Here is a 13,331-nt window from a genome sequence, read left to right on the forward strand (position 1 = left end):
ACCGTATCCCCCGTCGTCGGCAGCCGCCATCGGCACCGCGCATTGCCCTTGCGAATCCGTTCTATAACGAATTTCAAGCATCCGCTAGCTTTTTGCGTTAAAAACCTAGCGACTACTCGCTTTTGCTGCTAGCTTCTCCCACCAGAGGCGGTCCGCAGGGGTACCGCCACCCACGAAAGGGACAAAGGATGTTCCGTTGGAAGGCCACAGCAGCCACCATCGCCATCGCTGCTCTCGTTCTCACCGGCTGCGCCGGCGGAGCGGAAGACGGCGGCACGGGCGACGGGAGCGGCGGCACCCTCACACTCGGCGCGATCACGCCGCCGACCACCTTCGACCCGGCAGGTTCCGAGTGGGGCAACCGCGCCCCCTTCTACCAGGCCGTCTTCGACACTCTTCTGCTCGCGACGCCGGAAGGCACGATCGAGCCCTGGCTGGCGACGGAGTGGTCGTACAACGACGACAACACCGTCCTCACCCTCACCCTCCGCGACGACGTCACGTTCTCGGACGGCTCGGCGCTCACCGGCCAGGTCGTCGCCGACAACCTGCAGCGCTTCAAGGAGGGCACGTCGCCCGACGCGAATTACTTCGCCGGGATCACGAGCTTCGAGGCCCCCGACGACACCACCGTCGTCATCACGCTCGCCGCCCCGGACCCCGCACTGCTCAACTACCTCACCCGTGACCCCGGGCTGGTCGCCAGCGGCGAGTCCCTCGCCAACGACAACCTCGCCACCGACCCGATCGGATCGGGACCCTACGTCCTCGACACCGCCGCCACGGTCACCGGCACGAGCTACTCGTACACGAAGAACCCCGACTACTGGAACCCGGACGTGCAGCACTACGACAAGCTCGTGATCAACGTGCTCGCCGATGCCACGGCCTCGCTCAACGCGATCAAGGCCGGCGAGGCCAACGGCGTCAAGCTCGCCAGCAACGACAACCTCGCCGAGGTCGAGGGCGCCGGCTGGACCGTCAACGCGAACGAGCTCGACTTCCAGGGGATGCTCCTCCTCGACCGTGCGGGAACCATGAACCCGGCTCTCGCCGACGTCCGTGTCCGGCAGGCGCTGAACTACGCGTTCGATCGCGAAGGCCTGCTCGAGGCCCTGCAGCTCGGCAACGGGACCGTCACCACTCAGGTCTTCCCGGAGTCGTCGGCGGCGTACGATCCGAAGCTCGACGACTACTACACCTACGACCCCGAGAAGGCGAAGGAGCTGCTCGAGGAAGCCGGATACGCCAGCGGTCTCACGCTGTCGATGCCATCGTCCACGCTGCTGGGCGCCACGACGTACACGCTGATCGAGCAGCAGCTGGCGGATGTCGGCATCGCGGTCGAGTACACCGACCCGGGCAACAACTTCATCGCCGACCTGCTCGCGCCGAAGTTCCCGGTGTCGTTCATGGCGCTGGAGCAGAACCCCGACTGGCAGCTGATCCAGTTCATGATCGCGCCGTCCGCGATCTTCAACCCGTTCGGCTATGAAGACCCGAAGGTCGACGAGTTCATCCAGGAGATCCAGTTCGGCGACGAGGCCACGCAGGAATCGGTGGCGAAGGAGCTCAACGCCTACATCGTCGAACAGGCGTGGTTCGCGCCCTTCTACCGCGTGCAGGGCAGCTTCGCCACGGACGCCTCGACGACCGTCGAGATGCTCCCGACGAACGCCTACCCCGCGATCTACGACTTCACGCCGAAGTCCTGACGCGATCCCTCCGGCCCGCCCGCGTCGCTGCGGGCGGGCCGGAACCCGATCCCTTCCACCACAGGAGCGCAGCATGCTCATGTTCATCGTGCGCCGGATCCTCGCCGGCATCGTCCTGCTCATCGTCATCTCCGTGGTGACGTTCGGGCTCCTCTTCCTCGACAGCGCGAACATCGCGCGTCGCATCCTCGGCCAGAACGCCACCGAGGAGCTGGTCGCCCAGAAGGCGGCAGAGCTGGGCCTCGACCGCCCGCTCACCGCTCAGTACTGGGACTGGCTGACCTCGGCGCTGACCGGCGACCTCGGCCGCTCCTGGTTCAACGGGCAGCTGGTCTCGGTGAGTCTCAGCGGCCGCCTCAGCGTCAGCCTCTCGCTCGTCATCGGCGCGACCCTCATCTCCGCCGTGCTCGCGATCGCGCTCGGCGTGGTCGCCGCACGCCGCGGCGGCTGGGTCGACGCGGTCGTGCAGTTCATCTCGGTGATCGGCTTCGCGATCCCCGGCTTCCTCATCGCGCTGTACCTCGTGCTGATCTTCGCGATCAACCTCCACTGGTTCAAGGCCACCGGCTACATCCCGATCACGCAATCGTTCAGCGGGTGGCTGGCATCGGTGACGCTGCCGATCGCCGCCCTCGCCATCGGCGCCATCGCGGCCGTCGCCCAGCAGGTGCGCGGTTCGGTGGTCGACGCGATGTCCCGCGACTACGTGCGCACGCTCCGCTCCCGCGGGCTGTCGTCGAACAGCGTGATCTACAAGCACGTGCTGCGCAACGCCGGGGGCCCCGCGCTCGCGGTCCTCGCCGTGCAGTTCATCGGCCTCCTCGGCGGGGCCGTCATCGTCGAGCAGGTGTTCGCCCTCCCCGGGATGGGCCAGCTCACGGTCTCGGCCACGACCCAGGGCGACATCCCCGTCGTGATGGGCGTCGTGATCGCGTTTGCGGTGATCGTCCTCATCGTGAACCTCCTCATCGACCTCGCGCAGGCAGCGCTCAACCCGAAGGTGCGACTCTCATGACCGCCATCGACGTTCCGACCGCGGTGCCGACACCCGCGGCGAAGATCTCGCTGATGCGCCGACTCGTTCGACGCCCCGTCTCGCTGATCTCGCTCGTGTTCCTGGCGGTCATCGCGATCATCGCGGTCACCGGACGCTGGATCGCGCCGTTCGATCCGAACCTCGCCTCGCTCCAGCTGGTGCTCGCTCCGCCGAGCGGGGAGCATCTGCTCGGTGCCGACAGCGCTGGTCGCGACGTGCTCTCGCGCCTGCTGGCCGCCACGCAGATCACCCTCGCCGCGGCTCTCGTCGCCGTCGTCACGGCGCTCGTGATCGGGGTCGTCTCGGGTCTGATCGCCGGCTACTACCGCGGCTGGTTCGATGCTGTCGCCTCCTGGGTCACGTCGCTCGTGATGGCCCTCCCCGGGATCGTCGTGCTGCTGGCGGCTCGTGCCGTCCTCGGACCGAGCGTGTGGCTGGCGATGTTCATCTTCGGCATCCTGCTCGCTCCCGCCTACTACCGCCTGGTCTACGCGGCGGTCACCGGTGTGCGCGGCGAGCTCTACGTCGATGCGGCGAAGGTGTCCGGCCTCTCCGACGTGCGCATCATCGGCCGCCACATCCTCTCGGTCGTGCGCGCGCCGATCATCATCCAGTCGGCGATCATCACGGGGATCGCGATCGCGATCCAGTCCGGGCTGGAGTTCCTCGGCCTCGGCGACATGAGCGTCCCGACCTGGGGAGGGATGCTCAACGACGGGTTCGCCAACATCTACAAGCAGCCGCTCCTGATGCTGTGGCCCTCTCTGGCCATCGGCCTCACGGCCATCGCTCTGACCCTGCTCGCGAACGGCATGCGCGATGTGCTCGAGCGCACGGCCGTGGTGCGCCGCCGTCGCCGCCGCGCCGTGACGACCTCGACCGGATCGATCGCCGCCGTCACGACCTCGTTCAGCATGTCCGGTGGGGATGCCGACGCGCTCGAGGAGTCCGCTCCCCTGCCCGTCGTCGGGGAGACGATCGTCCATCCCGACGACGCGAGCCGGAGCACACCCGGTGCCGCACCGATCCTCACGGTCTCCGATCTGCGCGTCGCGTACGAGCAGCAGGAGGGCGAGGACATCGAGGTCGTGCACGGCGTCTCGCTGCAGATCCGCAAGGGCGAGGTGCACGGCCTCATCGGCGAATCCGGCTCCGGCAAGACGCAGACGGCTTTCGCCGTGCTCGGGCTGCTGCCGCGGGGCGGACGCGTCACCGGAGGTTCGATCGAGTACGAGAGCACGCAGCTGGCCGATGCTTCGGAGAGCGCCTATGCCGGCATCCGCGGGCGGCGCATCGGGTACATCCCGCAGGAGCCGATGAGCAACCTCGATCCGTCCTTCACGATCGGGTATCAGCTCGTCGAACCGCTGCGCAAGAATCTCGGCCTGTCGAAGAAGGAGGCGACCGAGCGTTCGCTCGCGCTCCTCGACCGCGTCGGCATCCCGAACCCGAAGCGCACCTTCGACGCCTACCCGTTCGAGGTGTCCGGCGGGATGGCGCAGCGCGTGCTCATCGCCGGCGCCGTGTCGACCGATCCCGACCTCATCATCGCCGACGAGCCGACGACGGCTCTCGACGTCACGGTCCAGGCCGAGGTGCTCGACCTGCTGCGCGATCTGCAGCGCGAGCGCCAGATGGCGATGCTGCTCGTGACGCACAACTTCGGCGTCGTCGCCGATCTCTGCGACCGGGTGACGGTGATGCAGCAGGGGCTCTTCGTCGAGCAGGGTCCGGTCCGGACCATCCTGCGCTCCCCCTCGCACGCCTACACGCAGTCGCTGCTGGACGCGATCCTCGACGAGGGTCCGGCCCGCGCCCCGCTCGTCACCGCACGTCCCACGGAAGGAGACCGGTCGTGAACGACATGCTGCTCCAGGTCGATGACCTTCACGTCGCCTACCCCGGCAAGGGGTTCCGCGCCGAGCCGTTCCACGCATTGAAGGGCGTCTCCCTCGACATCCGGCCCGGCGAGACCGTCGGTCTGGTCGGCGAATCGGGTTCGGGCAAGACCACGCTCGGACGCGCCGTGCTGGGGCTCGCCCCGGTGACGGAGGGCTCGATCCGCTACGACGGCCGCGAGATCGGCCACCTGAACCGTCGCGAGCGGCGCTCGCTCGCCAGCGAGATCCAGGTCGTGTTCCAGGACCCGTACTCCTCGCTGAATCCGTCCATGACGATCGCACAGATCCTCGCGGAGCCGCTCACCGCACGCGGCGTCGCGGCCAAGGCTGCGAACGCCCGCGTCACCGACCTGCTCGACCGCGTCGGGCTCCCGGCGGATGCTGCCCGCCGGCTCCCCCGCGAGTTCTCGGGCGGGCAGCGCCAGCGCGTGGCGATCGCCCGCGCGCTGGCGCTGGATCCGAAGCTGATCGTGTGCGACGAGCCCGTGTCGGCCCTGGACCTGTCGACCCAGGCGCGCGTCCTCGATCTCTTCATCGAGATCCAGGAGCGCACCGGCGTCGCCTACCTCTTCATCTCGCACGACCTCGCGGTGGTCCGTCACATCAGCCACCGCGTGGCGGTGATGTACCGGGGCGAGCTCGTCGAGACGGGCGACGGCGACCAGGTCACCGCGCGGCCCGCGCATCCGTACACGCAGCGGCTGTTCCTCGCCGCCCCCGTGCCCGACCCGGACGCCCAGCAGAAGCGTCGCGCCGACCGTCGCGCGCTCATCGACGCGCAGAACATCTCCGAAGGATCAGCCGTATGAACGCCCGCCCGTCCGATTCCACCGCTCACCTGCGTCCGCTGCTGGAGCGGCTCACCCTCGAGCAGAAGGCCGCGCTCGTGCAGGGCGCCGACTTCTGGACCACTGTGCCGCTGCCCGAGATCGGATTGCGCGCGCTCACGCTCTCCGACGGCCCCGCCGGGGTGCGCGGACCGCGATGGGACGAGCGCGATCCCTCGCTCAACCTCCCGTCCGGCTCGGCGCTGGCAGCCTCCTGGGACGTCGACCTCGCCCACCGGTACGGGGCGGCCGCGGCATCCGAGGCGCGGCGCAAGGGCGTCGACGTGGTGCTCGGCCCCACGATCAACCTGCACCGCTCGCCGCTCGGCGGACGACACTTCGAGTGTCTCAGCGAGGACCCGGAGCTCACCGCGGAGCTGGGGGCCGCGTACGTGCGCGGCATGCAGGAGAACGGCGTCGCCGCCACCCCGAAGCACTACGTCGCGAACGACTCGGAGACGGATCGCTTCACGGTCGACATCGAGGTCGACGAGCGCGCACTGCGCGAGCTCTACCTCGCACCGTTCGAGCGTGCCGTCGAAGCCGGGGCGTGGTCGATCATGAGCGCCTACAACGCCGTCGACGGCGTCACGATGACGGAGAACGACCTGCTCGAGACGCCGCTCAACAGCGAGTGGGGCTTCGACGGCGTCGTCGTCAGCGACTGGACCGCCGTGCGCTCTCTCGACGCCGTCGCCGCAGCGCAGGACCTCGCGATGCCCGGCCCCGCTCCCGCCTGGGACGAGCTCGTGGATGCAGTCCGTGACGGACGCGTGCAGGAGAGCGACATCGATCGCAAGGTGCTGCGCATCCTGCTCCTCGCCGAGCGCGTCGGTGCGCTCGAAGGGACGGATGCCGTCGTCCCGGCACCCCTGGACGGACCGGCCTTCGCGCGGGAGGCCGCGATCGAGGGCGCCGTGCTGCTGCAGAACGACGGGGTGCTCCCGCTCGGCGCCGTCGGGAGCATCGCGATCATCGGTCACAACGCCAGGGAGGCCCGCACTCAGGGCGGCGGTTCGGCGACGGTGCTGCCGGAAGAGGTGGTGTCGCCGCTCGATGCTCTCCGCGCGGCGTTCCCCGCCGCGGACACCCGCTACGAGATCGGCGCCGTCGTGCAGGACGGCGTCGCCGAGATCCCGCCGACGACGATCGTCAACCCGGTGACCGGCGATCAGGGACTGCGGGTGAGCTTCCTCGACGCGGACGGCACCGAGCTCTTCGCCGAGGACCGGCGTGCGACCGCGCTGGTGTGGTTCGGCGGCGATGCGCCGATCGGCGCGAGTCGCACCGTGGTGCTGTCGACCCGGTACACGCCGACCGAGACGACGAGCATCGAGCTGGGCTTCGCGGGGGCGAATCCGGGGCGGATCTTCGTCGACGGCGAGCTCGTGCTCGACGACACCCCGGTCATCGAGGGAACCGACCTCGGGGCCGCCTTCCTCAACCCGCCGTCCGTGACAACGGCCGTACCGGTCGAGGCCGGGCGTGCGATCGACATCCGCGCCGAGTTCACCCGGGAGTCGCGGGGTGCGCTGGACGGCGCCCTGAGCGTGACCCTCGGCATCGCCCCGGAGCGCACCGACCCCGACGAGCTGATCGCTCGGGCCGTCGAGGCGGCACGCGGCGCCGAGGTCGCGATCGTCGTCGTCGGCACGAACTCGAAGGTCGAGTCCGAGGGATACGACCGCGTGGACCTCGACCTGCCGGGACGTCAGGACGACCTGGTGCGCGCGGTCGCCGCCACCGGCACGCCGACCATCGTGGTCGTGAACGCCGGATCCCCTGTCGTGCTGCCCTGGGCCGCCGACGTCGCGGCCATCGTGCAGGGCTACTTCGGAGGGCAGGAGTTCGGCCATGCGATCGCCGACGTCGTGACCGGAGCCGCCGAGCCCGGTGGCCGCCTGCCGACCACGTGGCCGGCGTCGCTCGCCGACGTGCCGGTCTCCGCCGTGACCCCGACCGACGGCCGTCTCGTCTACGCCGAGGGTCTGCACATCGGATACCGCGCCTGGCTGCGGCAGAGCGCCGCCCCGGCCTTCCCGTTCGGCCACGGCCTGGGCTACACCTCATGGACCTGGGGCGCGGCACAGCGTCACGAGGATGCCGTCGAGGTGACCCTCGCGAACACGGGCGTGCGTCGCGGGAAGCAGGTCGTGCAGGTGTACGCCGAGCGCGCCGACTCCGCCGTCGAACGCCCCGAGCGCTGGCTCGTCGGATTCGCCGCGGTCCGCGCCGAACCGGGCGAGACCGTCACCGCCGTGATCCCCGTCCCACCCCGGCGACTCGCGCATTGGGCCGGCGACTGGGTCGTCGAACCCGGGCAGTACACGCTGCGGATCGGGCCGTCCGTCGTCGAGCTGCCGCTGTCGGTGGAATGGGAGCAGGCATGACCGCGCTCGCGAGCCTCACTGGCCGTCTCCAGGGACGCGCCGACGACCGGCTCGCCGCCGTCGTGGTGCGCCTCGACGAGGCGCTCGCCGCTGACCCCGATCTGTCGTTCCAGGTGGCCGCGTATCACCACGGCACCGCGGTGCTCGACGCGTGGGGCGGACCTCACCTCGACGCGCAGTCGCTGACGGTCCCGTACTCGGTCACCAAGAACGTGATCGGCGTGGCCGTCGGCCTCCTCGTGGAACGCGGCGACCTGGATCTCGATGAGCGCGTCGCGCACCACTGGCCCGAGTTCTCCGCGAAGGGCAAGGGAGCCGTCACCGTCCGCCAGCTCCTGTCGCATCAGGCGGGGCTCCCCCAGACCGTCCCCGGGCTGACCTGGGACGAACTGCTCGACCATCACGCCGCCGCCGAGAGGCTCGCCGCCAGCCGACCGTTCTGGTACCCCGGGAGCGCCTTCGGCTACCACGCGATCACGATCGGGAACCTCGCCGACGAGCTGGTGTTCCGGGTGACGGGTCGCACGCTGCATGAGCTCTACGAGCACGACATCCGCGCCCCGCACGACATCGACTTCTTCCTCGGGCTCCCCGCCGAGCACGAGGAGCGACTCGTGCCGCTGCTGCCGATGATCCCGCCCGCCACCGACACGACACCGCCTGCGACGTCCGCCCTCGGACCGGTGGTCTTCGCCATGCCCGACGACGTCGACCTGGCGCACTCCCCGCGCAGCTGGCGGTACGGTCATCCCGGCGGATCGGGCACCGGCACGGCGCGGGGCATCGCGCGCCTGCTCGCGGTCGCCGTCACCGGTGTCGACGGGGCTCCGCCGCTGCTCTCGTCCGACACGGTCGAGCAGATCGGTCAGCAGCAGGTCCGCGGATACGACGAGGTGCTGCATCAGCACGATCGCGCCCACGCCGTGGTCTTCCAGAAGCCGTCGCAGCAGCTGGCGTTCGGCGGGCCCCGCGCGTTCGGGCACGACGGCGCGATGGGCGCCCTCGCGTGCGTCGATCCGGACAGCGGCGTCGCCTTCGCCTGGACGATCGCGCGCGGCCCGTGGCCCGGTGGCGCCGATCCGCGGGCGGTCTCCGTCGCCCGCGAGCTCGGCATCCTCCTCTCCTCCTGACCCCCGCAGACCGGAAAGCTCCCCATGACCACCCTGTACAACCCCCTCCTCAACGGCTTCCACCCCGATCCCTCGGTCGTGCGCGTCGGCGACGACTGGTTCCTCGCCACCTCGACGTTCGAGTACCTTCCCGGCATCCCGATCCACCGCTCGAGCGACTTCGAGAACTGGGAGCTCATCGGGCACGTCGCCACGCGCGAGGGGCAGCTCGCCGTGGCGGATGTCCCGACCGCGGGCGGCGCGTGGGCGCCGACCCTCCGTCACCGGGACGGCGTATTCCATCTCGTCATCACGGATGCGATGGGACGCGGGATGCTGCACTTCACCGCGACGGATGCCGCCGGCCCGTGGAGCGACGGGGACCTGATCCTGAAGCAGGACGGCACGGGATCGGTCGACGGCATCGACCCCGACATCGCCTGGGGCGAGGACGGCACGGTCTACATCACCTTCTCCGGACTGCTCCTCAGCGGGGAGGGTGTGGGTCAGCACCTCGGCATCCAGCAGGTGCGCGTCGATCTCGACCGCCACATCGCCCTCGAGGAGCCGCGCTCGCTCTGGTCGGGGACCGGCGGGCAGTTCCCCGAGGCGCCGCACCTGTACCCGGTCGACGGCCGCTGGTATCTCATGATCGCCGAGGGCGGCACGGAGCGCGGTCACGGCATCTCGATCGCCCGCGGAGACTCCCCCGAGGGCCCGTTCGAGACCGCGCCGCAGAACCCGCTGGTGTCGGCGCGATCGACGATCCGTCCTGTGCAGAACACCGGTCACGGCGACCTCGTGATCGGCCCGGACGGCACGTGGCTGTGCGTGCTCCTCGGCGTGCGCCCTCGCAGCATGACCCGCGCGTTCTCCGCTCTGGGTCGCGAGACGTTCGTCACCGCCGTGCGATGGGAGGACGACGGCTGGCCCGCCATCGACCCCGTGCTGCTCCACGCGCGACCGGGCACCCGTGTCGACATCGACTTCTCCACGGCGCGCGAGCTCGACCGCGAGTGGATCGCGGTGCGGCAGACGCCCGACTCGATCGCCGACCTCGATGCGCGTGCGGATGCGCTGGTGCTGCACGGCGACGGGCGCACGCTGGACGACCCCCGCCCGGTGTTCCTCGGGCGACGGCAGGAGCACCTCACGAACGCGGTGACCGTCGCGGTCGACGTGAGCGCCGGCGTCGGCGGCCTGGCCGTGCGCTACGACGAGCGCTTCCACGTCGAGATCGAGGCGGGCGGCGGCGCGGTGGTCGCTCGCGCCGTGGTCGCGGACCTCGTGCAGGAATGGACCGCACCCGTCGCCTCCGACGTGCTCGAGCTCCACATCGAATCACGCCCGCCGCACGCCGGCGGCGGCTTCCCGCGCACCTCCGACGTGTTCCACCTCGCGGTGACCGCCGACGGGGTCCGGCAGGAGCTGGCGCAGATCGACGGGCGCTTCCTCTCCTCCGAGACGGCCGAGTCGTTCACGGGGAGGGTGATCGGCGCCTATGCGGTCGCCGGAGACGTCGTCGTGACACGCTGGACCGCGAAGGGAGACGACGAATGACCGGAGCAGCCCGCATCGCATCCGTCAGAGCCGAGCTCCGCGACGACACCTCGTTCGTCGCGACCCCCGCGCCCCGGTTGAGCTGGACCGTCGCGACCGCGCAGGACGGCTGGCTGCAGAGCTCCGCCGAGGTCACAGACGGCACAGACACCGTCGCCCTCCCGGGCGTGGAGAGCGCCCTCGTGGCCTGGCCGTTCGCCCCGCTCGCCGCCGGCGAATCCCGCGACGTGCGCGTGCGCGCCCGGTCCGTCGCCGGTGAGCAGACGCCGTGGAGCGAGCCGCTCACCGTCGCCGCAGGCTTCCTCGCCGAGGGCGAGTGGATCGCGCGGCCGATCGGGCTCGACGCCCCCGATCGCGACGCCCAGCCCGCGGTGGTGCGCGCATCCTTCACGCTCGATCGCCCCGTCGCACGGGCGCTGCTGTTCTGGACGGCGCTGGGAGCCGCGGAACCGGAACTCAACGGAACCGCCGTCTCCGACGACGTGCTCGCCCCGGGATGGACCGCCTATCGCGACCGCCTCGTGCACGAGACCGTCGACGTCACGGCGCTCCTCCGTGACGGCGCCAACGAGCTGAGGGCCACGGTCGCCGGAGCCTGGTACACCGAGAAGTACGGGTTCTTCGCGTTCGCCGACCGCCTCTACGGCACGCAGCCGTCCTTCCTCGCCCAGATCCGGGTGGAATACGCGGACGGCAGCACCGACGTCGTCGCCGCGACGGGTGAGGGATGGGAGGCCGCCGGTGACGGACCCGTCGTCGACAGCGGCATCTATCCGGGCGAGCATCAGGACCTCCGCAGAGCGGCGACGGCGTGGACGCCGGCGAGGATCGGCGCCGCCGCGGCACCCGGATACGAGAACGTGCCGGTGCCGGAGGCGCGCATCGCGCCGCCGGTGCGCCGTACCGAGACGCTCCGCGTGATCGACGTGCTCGAGACGCCGTCCGGCGGCCGGATCCTCGACTTCGGGCAGAACCTCGTCGGGCGTCTCCGCATCCGCATCCGCGGAGAGGTCGGATCGCGTGTCGTCGTCCGCCACGCCGAGGTGCTCGAAGACGGCGAGCTCGCGCTGCGTCCGCTGCGCAATGCCGCGGCGACGGCGACGTTCGATCTGTCCGGCGGCGACGACGTGCTCGAATCGCGTTTCTCGTTCTACGGATTCCGCTACGCGCAGCTCACGGGTGCCGACGTGTCCCCCGACGACGTCGAGGCCGTCGTGCTGCATTCGGACATGAGGCGCACCGGTTGGTTCGACGCCTCCGATCCCCTGCTCGCACGCCTGCACGAGAACGTGCTGTGGGGCATGCGCGGCAACTTCCTCTCGATCCCGACCGACTGCCCGCAGCGCGACGAGAGGCTCGGCTGGACGGGTGACATCCAGGTGTTCGCTCCGACGGCGAGCTTCCTCTTCGACTGCGACGGCTTCCTCACGTCGTGGCTGCGCGATCTCTCGTTCGAGCAGGGCAGGGCCGGCGGTGCGGTGCCGCTCGTCGTCCCCGCTGCCCTCCCCGGATTCGGTGCGGCCGGAGGCGCGACCCCCGCTGCCTGGGGCGACGCGGCGACGGTCGTGCCCCATGTGCTCTTCGAGCGGTACGGCGACGTCGCGGTGCTCGCCGCGCAGTACACGAGCATGCGGGACTGGGTGGACACCGTGCTGCGCGATGCCGGCGACGACGGCCTGTGGGCCGGACGGATGCAACTGGGCGACTGGCTCGACCCGGCGGCGCCCGCCGACAAGCCGGGCCAGGCCAGGGTCGACTCCGACATCGTCGCGAGCGCGTATCTCGCGCGCTCGCTGCGCCTCGTCGCCGAGGCCGCCGCGCTCCTCGGGCACGACGATGACGCGCAGCGCTACGGAGCCCTCGCCGAGCGCTCCCGCGCCGCGTTCGCCGCCGAGTACATCACGCCGGCCGGGCGCATGATGAGCGATGCCGTCACCGCCTATGCGCTGGCGCTGGAGTTCGATCTGGCGACCGATGCGCGGCAGCGAGGTGCGCTCGGCGACCGGCTCGCCGCGCTCGTGCGCGAGGGCGGCTACCGCATCGCCACGGGGTTCGTGGGAACCCCCTGGTCGCCGATGCGCTGACGAACGCCGGGCATCCGGCCGCTGCCGAGCGGCTGCTGCTGCAGACCGAATGCCCGTCGTGGCTGTACCCGGTCACGCAGGGGGCCACGACCGTCTGGGAGCGCTGGGACTCGCTCCTGCCGGACGGATCGGTGAATCCGGGGGAGATGACCTCGTTCAACCACTACGCGCTCGGCGCTGTCGCGGACTGGCTGCACCGCACGGTGGCAGGGCTCGCCGCGGCCGAACCGGGGTATCGGCGTCTGCGCATCGCCCCGCGCCCGCTGACGGCGCTGAGTTACGCCTCCGCCCGTCATGAGACGCCGTACGGCACCGCGTCCGTCGCCTGGCGTCGTGAGGGCGACGAGATCGTGGTGACCGCGACCGTGCCGCCGAACACCACGGCGGAGGTGTCGGTGCCCGGTGCTCCCCCGTCCGTGGGAGCGGGCACGCACGAGTGGCGGTACCTCGCGCCGACCGAGCCTCCGCGCCCGTCGCTCGCGGGACTCGAGGCCTCGCTCGCCGACGTGATCGACGACCCGCGCGCCTACCGCGCCCTGCTCGACACCCTCGCGGATGCTGCCCCGGACCGCGTCGACGCCGTGCGCACCGGCACCGTCTGGGGCGCGGGGCGTCCGGTCTCGACCGCCCTCATGTTCACGCCTCCGGAGGTGCTCGCCCGCGTGGACGACGCCATCCGCTCCGCCACCGCCTGACCAGAAGGAACCCG

General features: G+C 70.8%; 8 protein-coding genes and 1 pseudogene. All 9 read left to right on the forward strand.

From position 1 onward, the window contains the following. The first annotated feature begins 188 nt into the window (after positions 1-188). The 9 genes and pseudogenes from ABS642_RS09940 to ABS642_RS09980 all read left to right on the forward strand — a co-directional run bounded on the left by ABS642_RS09940 (position 189) and on the right by ABS642_RS09980 (position 13,317). Entirely contained in the window at positions 189-1,715 is a 1,527-nt protein-coding gene (locus ABS642_RS09940) for an ABC transporter substrate-binding protein (RefSeq protein WP_350353192.1), read from the forward strand. A 73-nt stretch (positions 1,716-1,788) separates the two neighbouring features. Further along, positions 1,789-2,730 (forward strand): ABC transporter permease, encoded by a 942-nt coding sequence (locus ABS642_RS09945; RefSeq protein WP_282214533.1) that lies wholly within the window; start codon positions 1,789-1,791, stop codon positions 2,728-2,730. Further along, a complete protein-coding gene (locus ABS642_RS09950) occupies positions 2,727-4,610 on the forward strand; it encodes a dipeptide/oligopeptide/nickel ABC transporter permease/ATP-binding protein (RefSeq protein ID WP_350353193.1) in 1,884 nt (627 codons plus the stop codon). The genes ABS642_RS09945 and ABS642_RS09950 overlap by 4 nt, the downstream gene beginning before the upstream one ends. Next, a complete protein-coding gene (locus tag ABS642_RS09955) occupies positions 4,607-5,461 on the forward strand; it encodes an ATP-binding cassette domain-containing protein (protein WP_282214535.1) in 855 nt (284 codons plus the stop codon). Before ABS642_RS09950 ends, ABS642_RS09955 begins: the two co-directional genes overlap by 4 nt. Continuing rightward, the gene (locus ABS642_RS09960; RefSeq protein WP_350353194.1) at positions 5,458-7,869 is read left to right on the forward strand and encodes a glycoside hydrolase family 3 C-terminal domain-containing protein; all 2,412 of its coding nucleotides are present in this window, start codon (positions 5,458-5,460) and stop codon (positions 7,867-7,869) included. Before ABS642_RS09955 ends, ABS642_RS09960 begins: the two co-directional genes overlap by 4 nt. Next, positions 7,866-8,999 (forward strand): serine hydrolase domain-containing protein, encoded by a 1,134-nt coding sequence (locus ABS642_RS09965; RefSeq protein WP_350353195.1) that lies wholly within the window; start codon positions 7,866-7,868, stop codon positions 8,997-8,999. Before ABS642_RS09960 ends, ABS642_RS09965 begins: the two co-directional genes overlap by 4 nt. 24 nt (positions 9,000-9,023) lie before the next feature. Next, a complete protein-coding gene (locus ABS642_RS09970; RefSeq protein WP_350353196.1) occupies positions 9,024-10,538 on the forward strand; it encodes a family 43 glycosylhydrolase in 1,515 nt (504 codons plus the stop codon). Next, positions 10,535-12,768, forward strand: a pseudogene (locus tag ABS642_RS09975) (family 78 glycoside hydrolase catalytic domain); the annotation flags it as partial. The gene ABS642_RS09970 and the pseudogene ABS642_RS09975, both read left to right, overlap by 4 nt. Continuing rightward, positions 12,769-13,317, forward strand: coding sequence for an alpha-L-rhamnosidase C-terminal domain-containing protein (locus ABS642_RS09980; RefSeq protein WP_350353420.1), 549 nt, complete (start codon positions 12,769-12,771; stop codon positions 13,315-13,317). It abuts the pseudogene before it with no gap. The last annotated feature ends 14 nt before the right edge of the window (positions 13,318-13,331 follow it).

This window comes from Microbacterium sp. A8/3-1 (genome assembly GCF_040267695.1).
In the GTDB taxonomy this organism is placed as follows: domain Bacteria; phylum Actinomycetota; class Actinomycetes; order Actinomycetales; family Microbacteriaceae; genus Microbacterium; species Microbacterium luteolum.

Bases quoted from the DNA above. Each gene is read 5' to 3' on its own strand.
- ABS642_RS09940 (WP_350353192.1), top strand. From the start codon at position 189: ATGTTCCGTTGGAAGGCCACAGCAGCCACCATCGCCATCGCTGCTCTC.
- ABS642_RS09945 (WP_282214533.1), top strand. From the start codon at position 1,789: ATGCTCATGTTCATCGTGCGCCGGATCCTCGCCGGCATCGTCCTGCTC.
- ABS642_RS09950 (WP_350353193.1), top strand. From the start codon at position 2,727: ATGACCGCCATCGACGTTCCGACCGCGGTGCCGACACCCGCGGCGAAG.
- ABS642_RS09960 (WP_350353194.1), top strand. From the start codon at position 5,458: ATGAACGCCCGCCCGTCCGATTCCACCGCTCACCTGCGTCCGCTGCTG.
- ABS642_RS09965 (WP_350353195.1), top strand. From the start codon at position 7,866: ATGACCGCGCTCGCGAGCCTCACTGGCCGTCTCCAGGGACGCGCCGAC.
- ABS642_RS09970 (WP_350353196.1), top strand. From the start codon at position 9,024: ATGACCACCCTGTACAACCCCCTCCTCAACGGCTTCCACCCCGATCCC.
- ABS642_RS09980 (WP_350353420.1), top strand. From the start codon at position 12,769: ATGACCTCGTTCAACCACTACGCGCTCGGCGCTGTCGCGGACTGGCTG.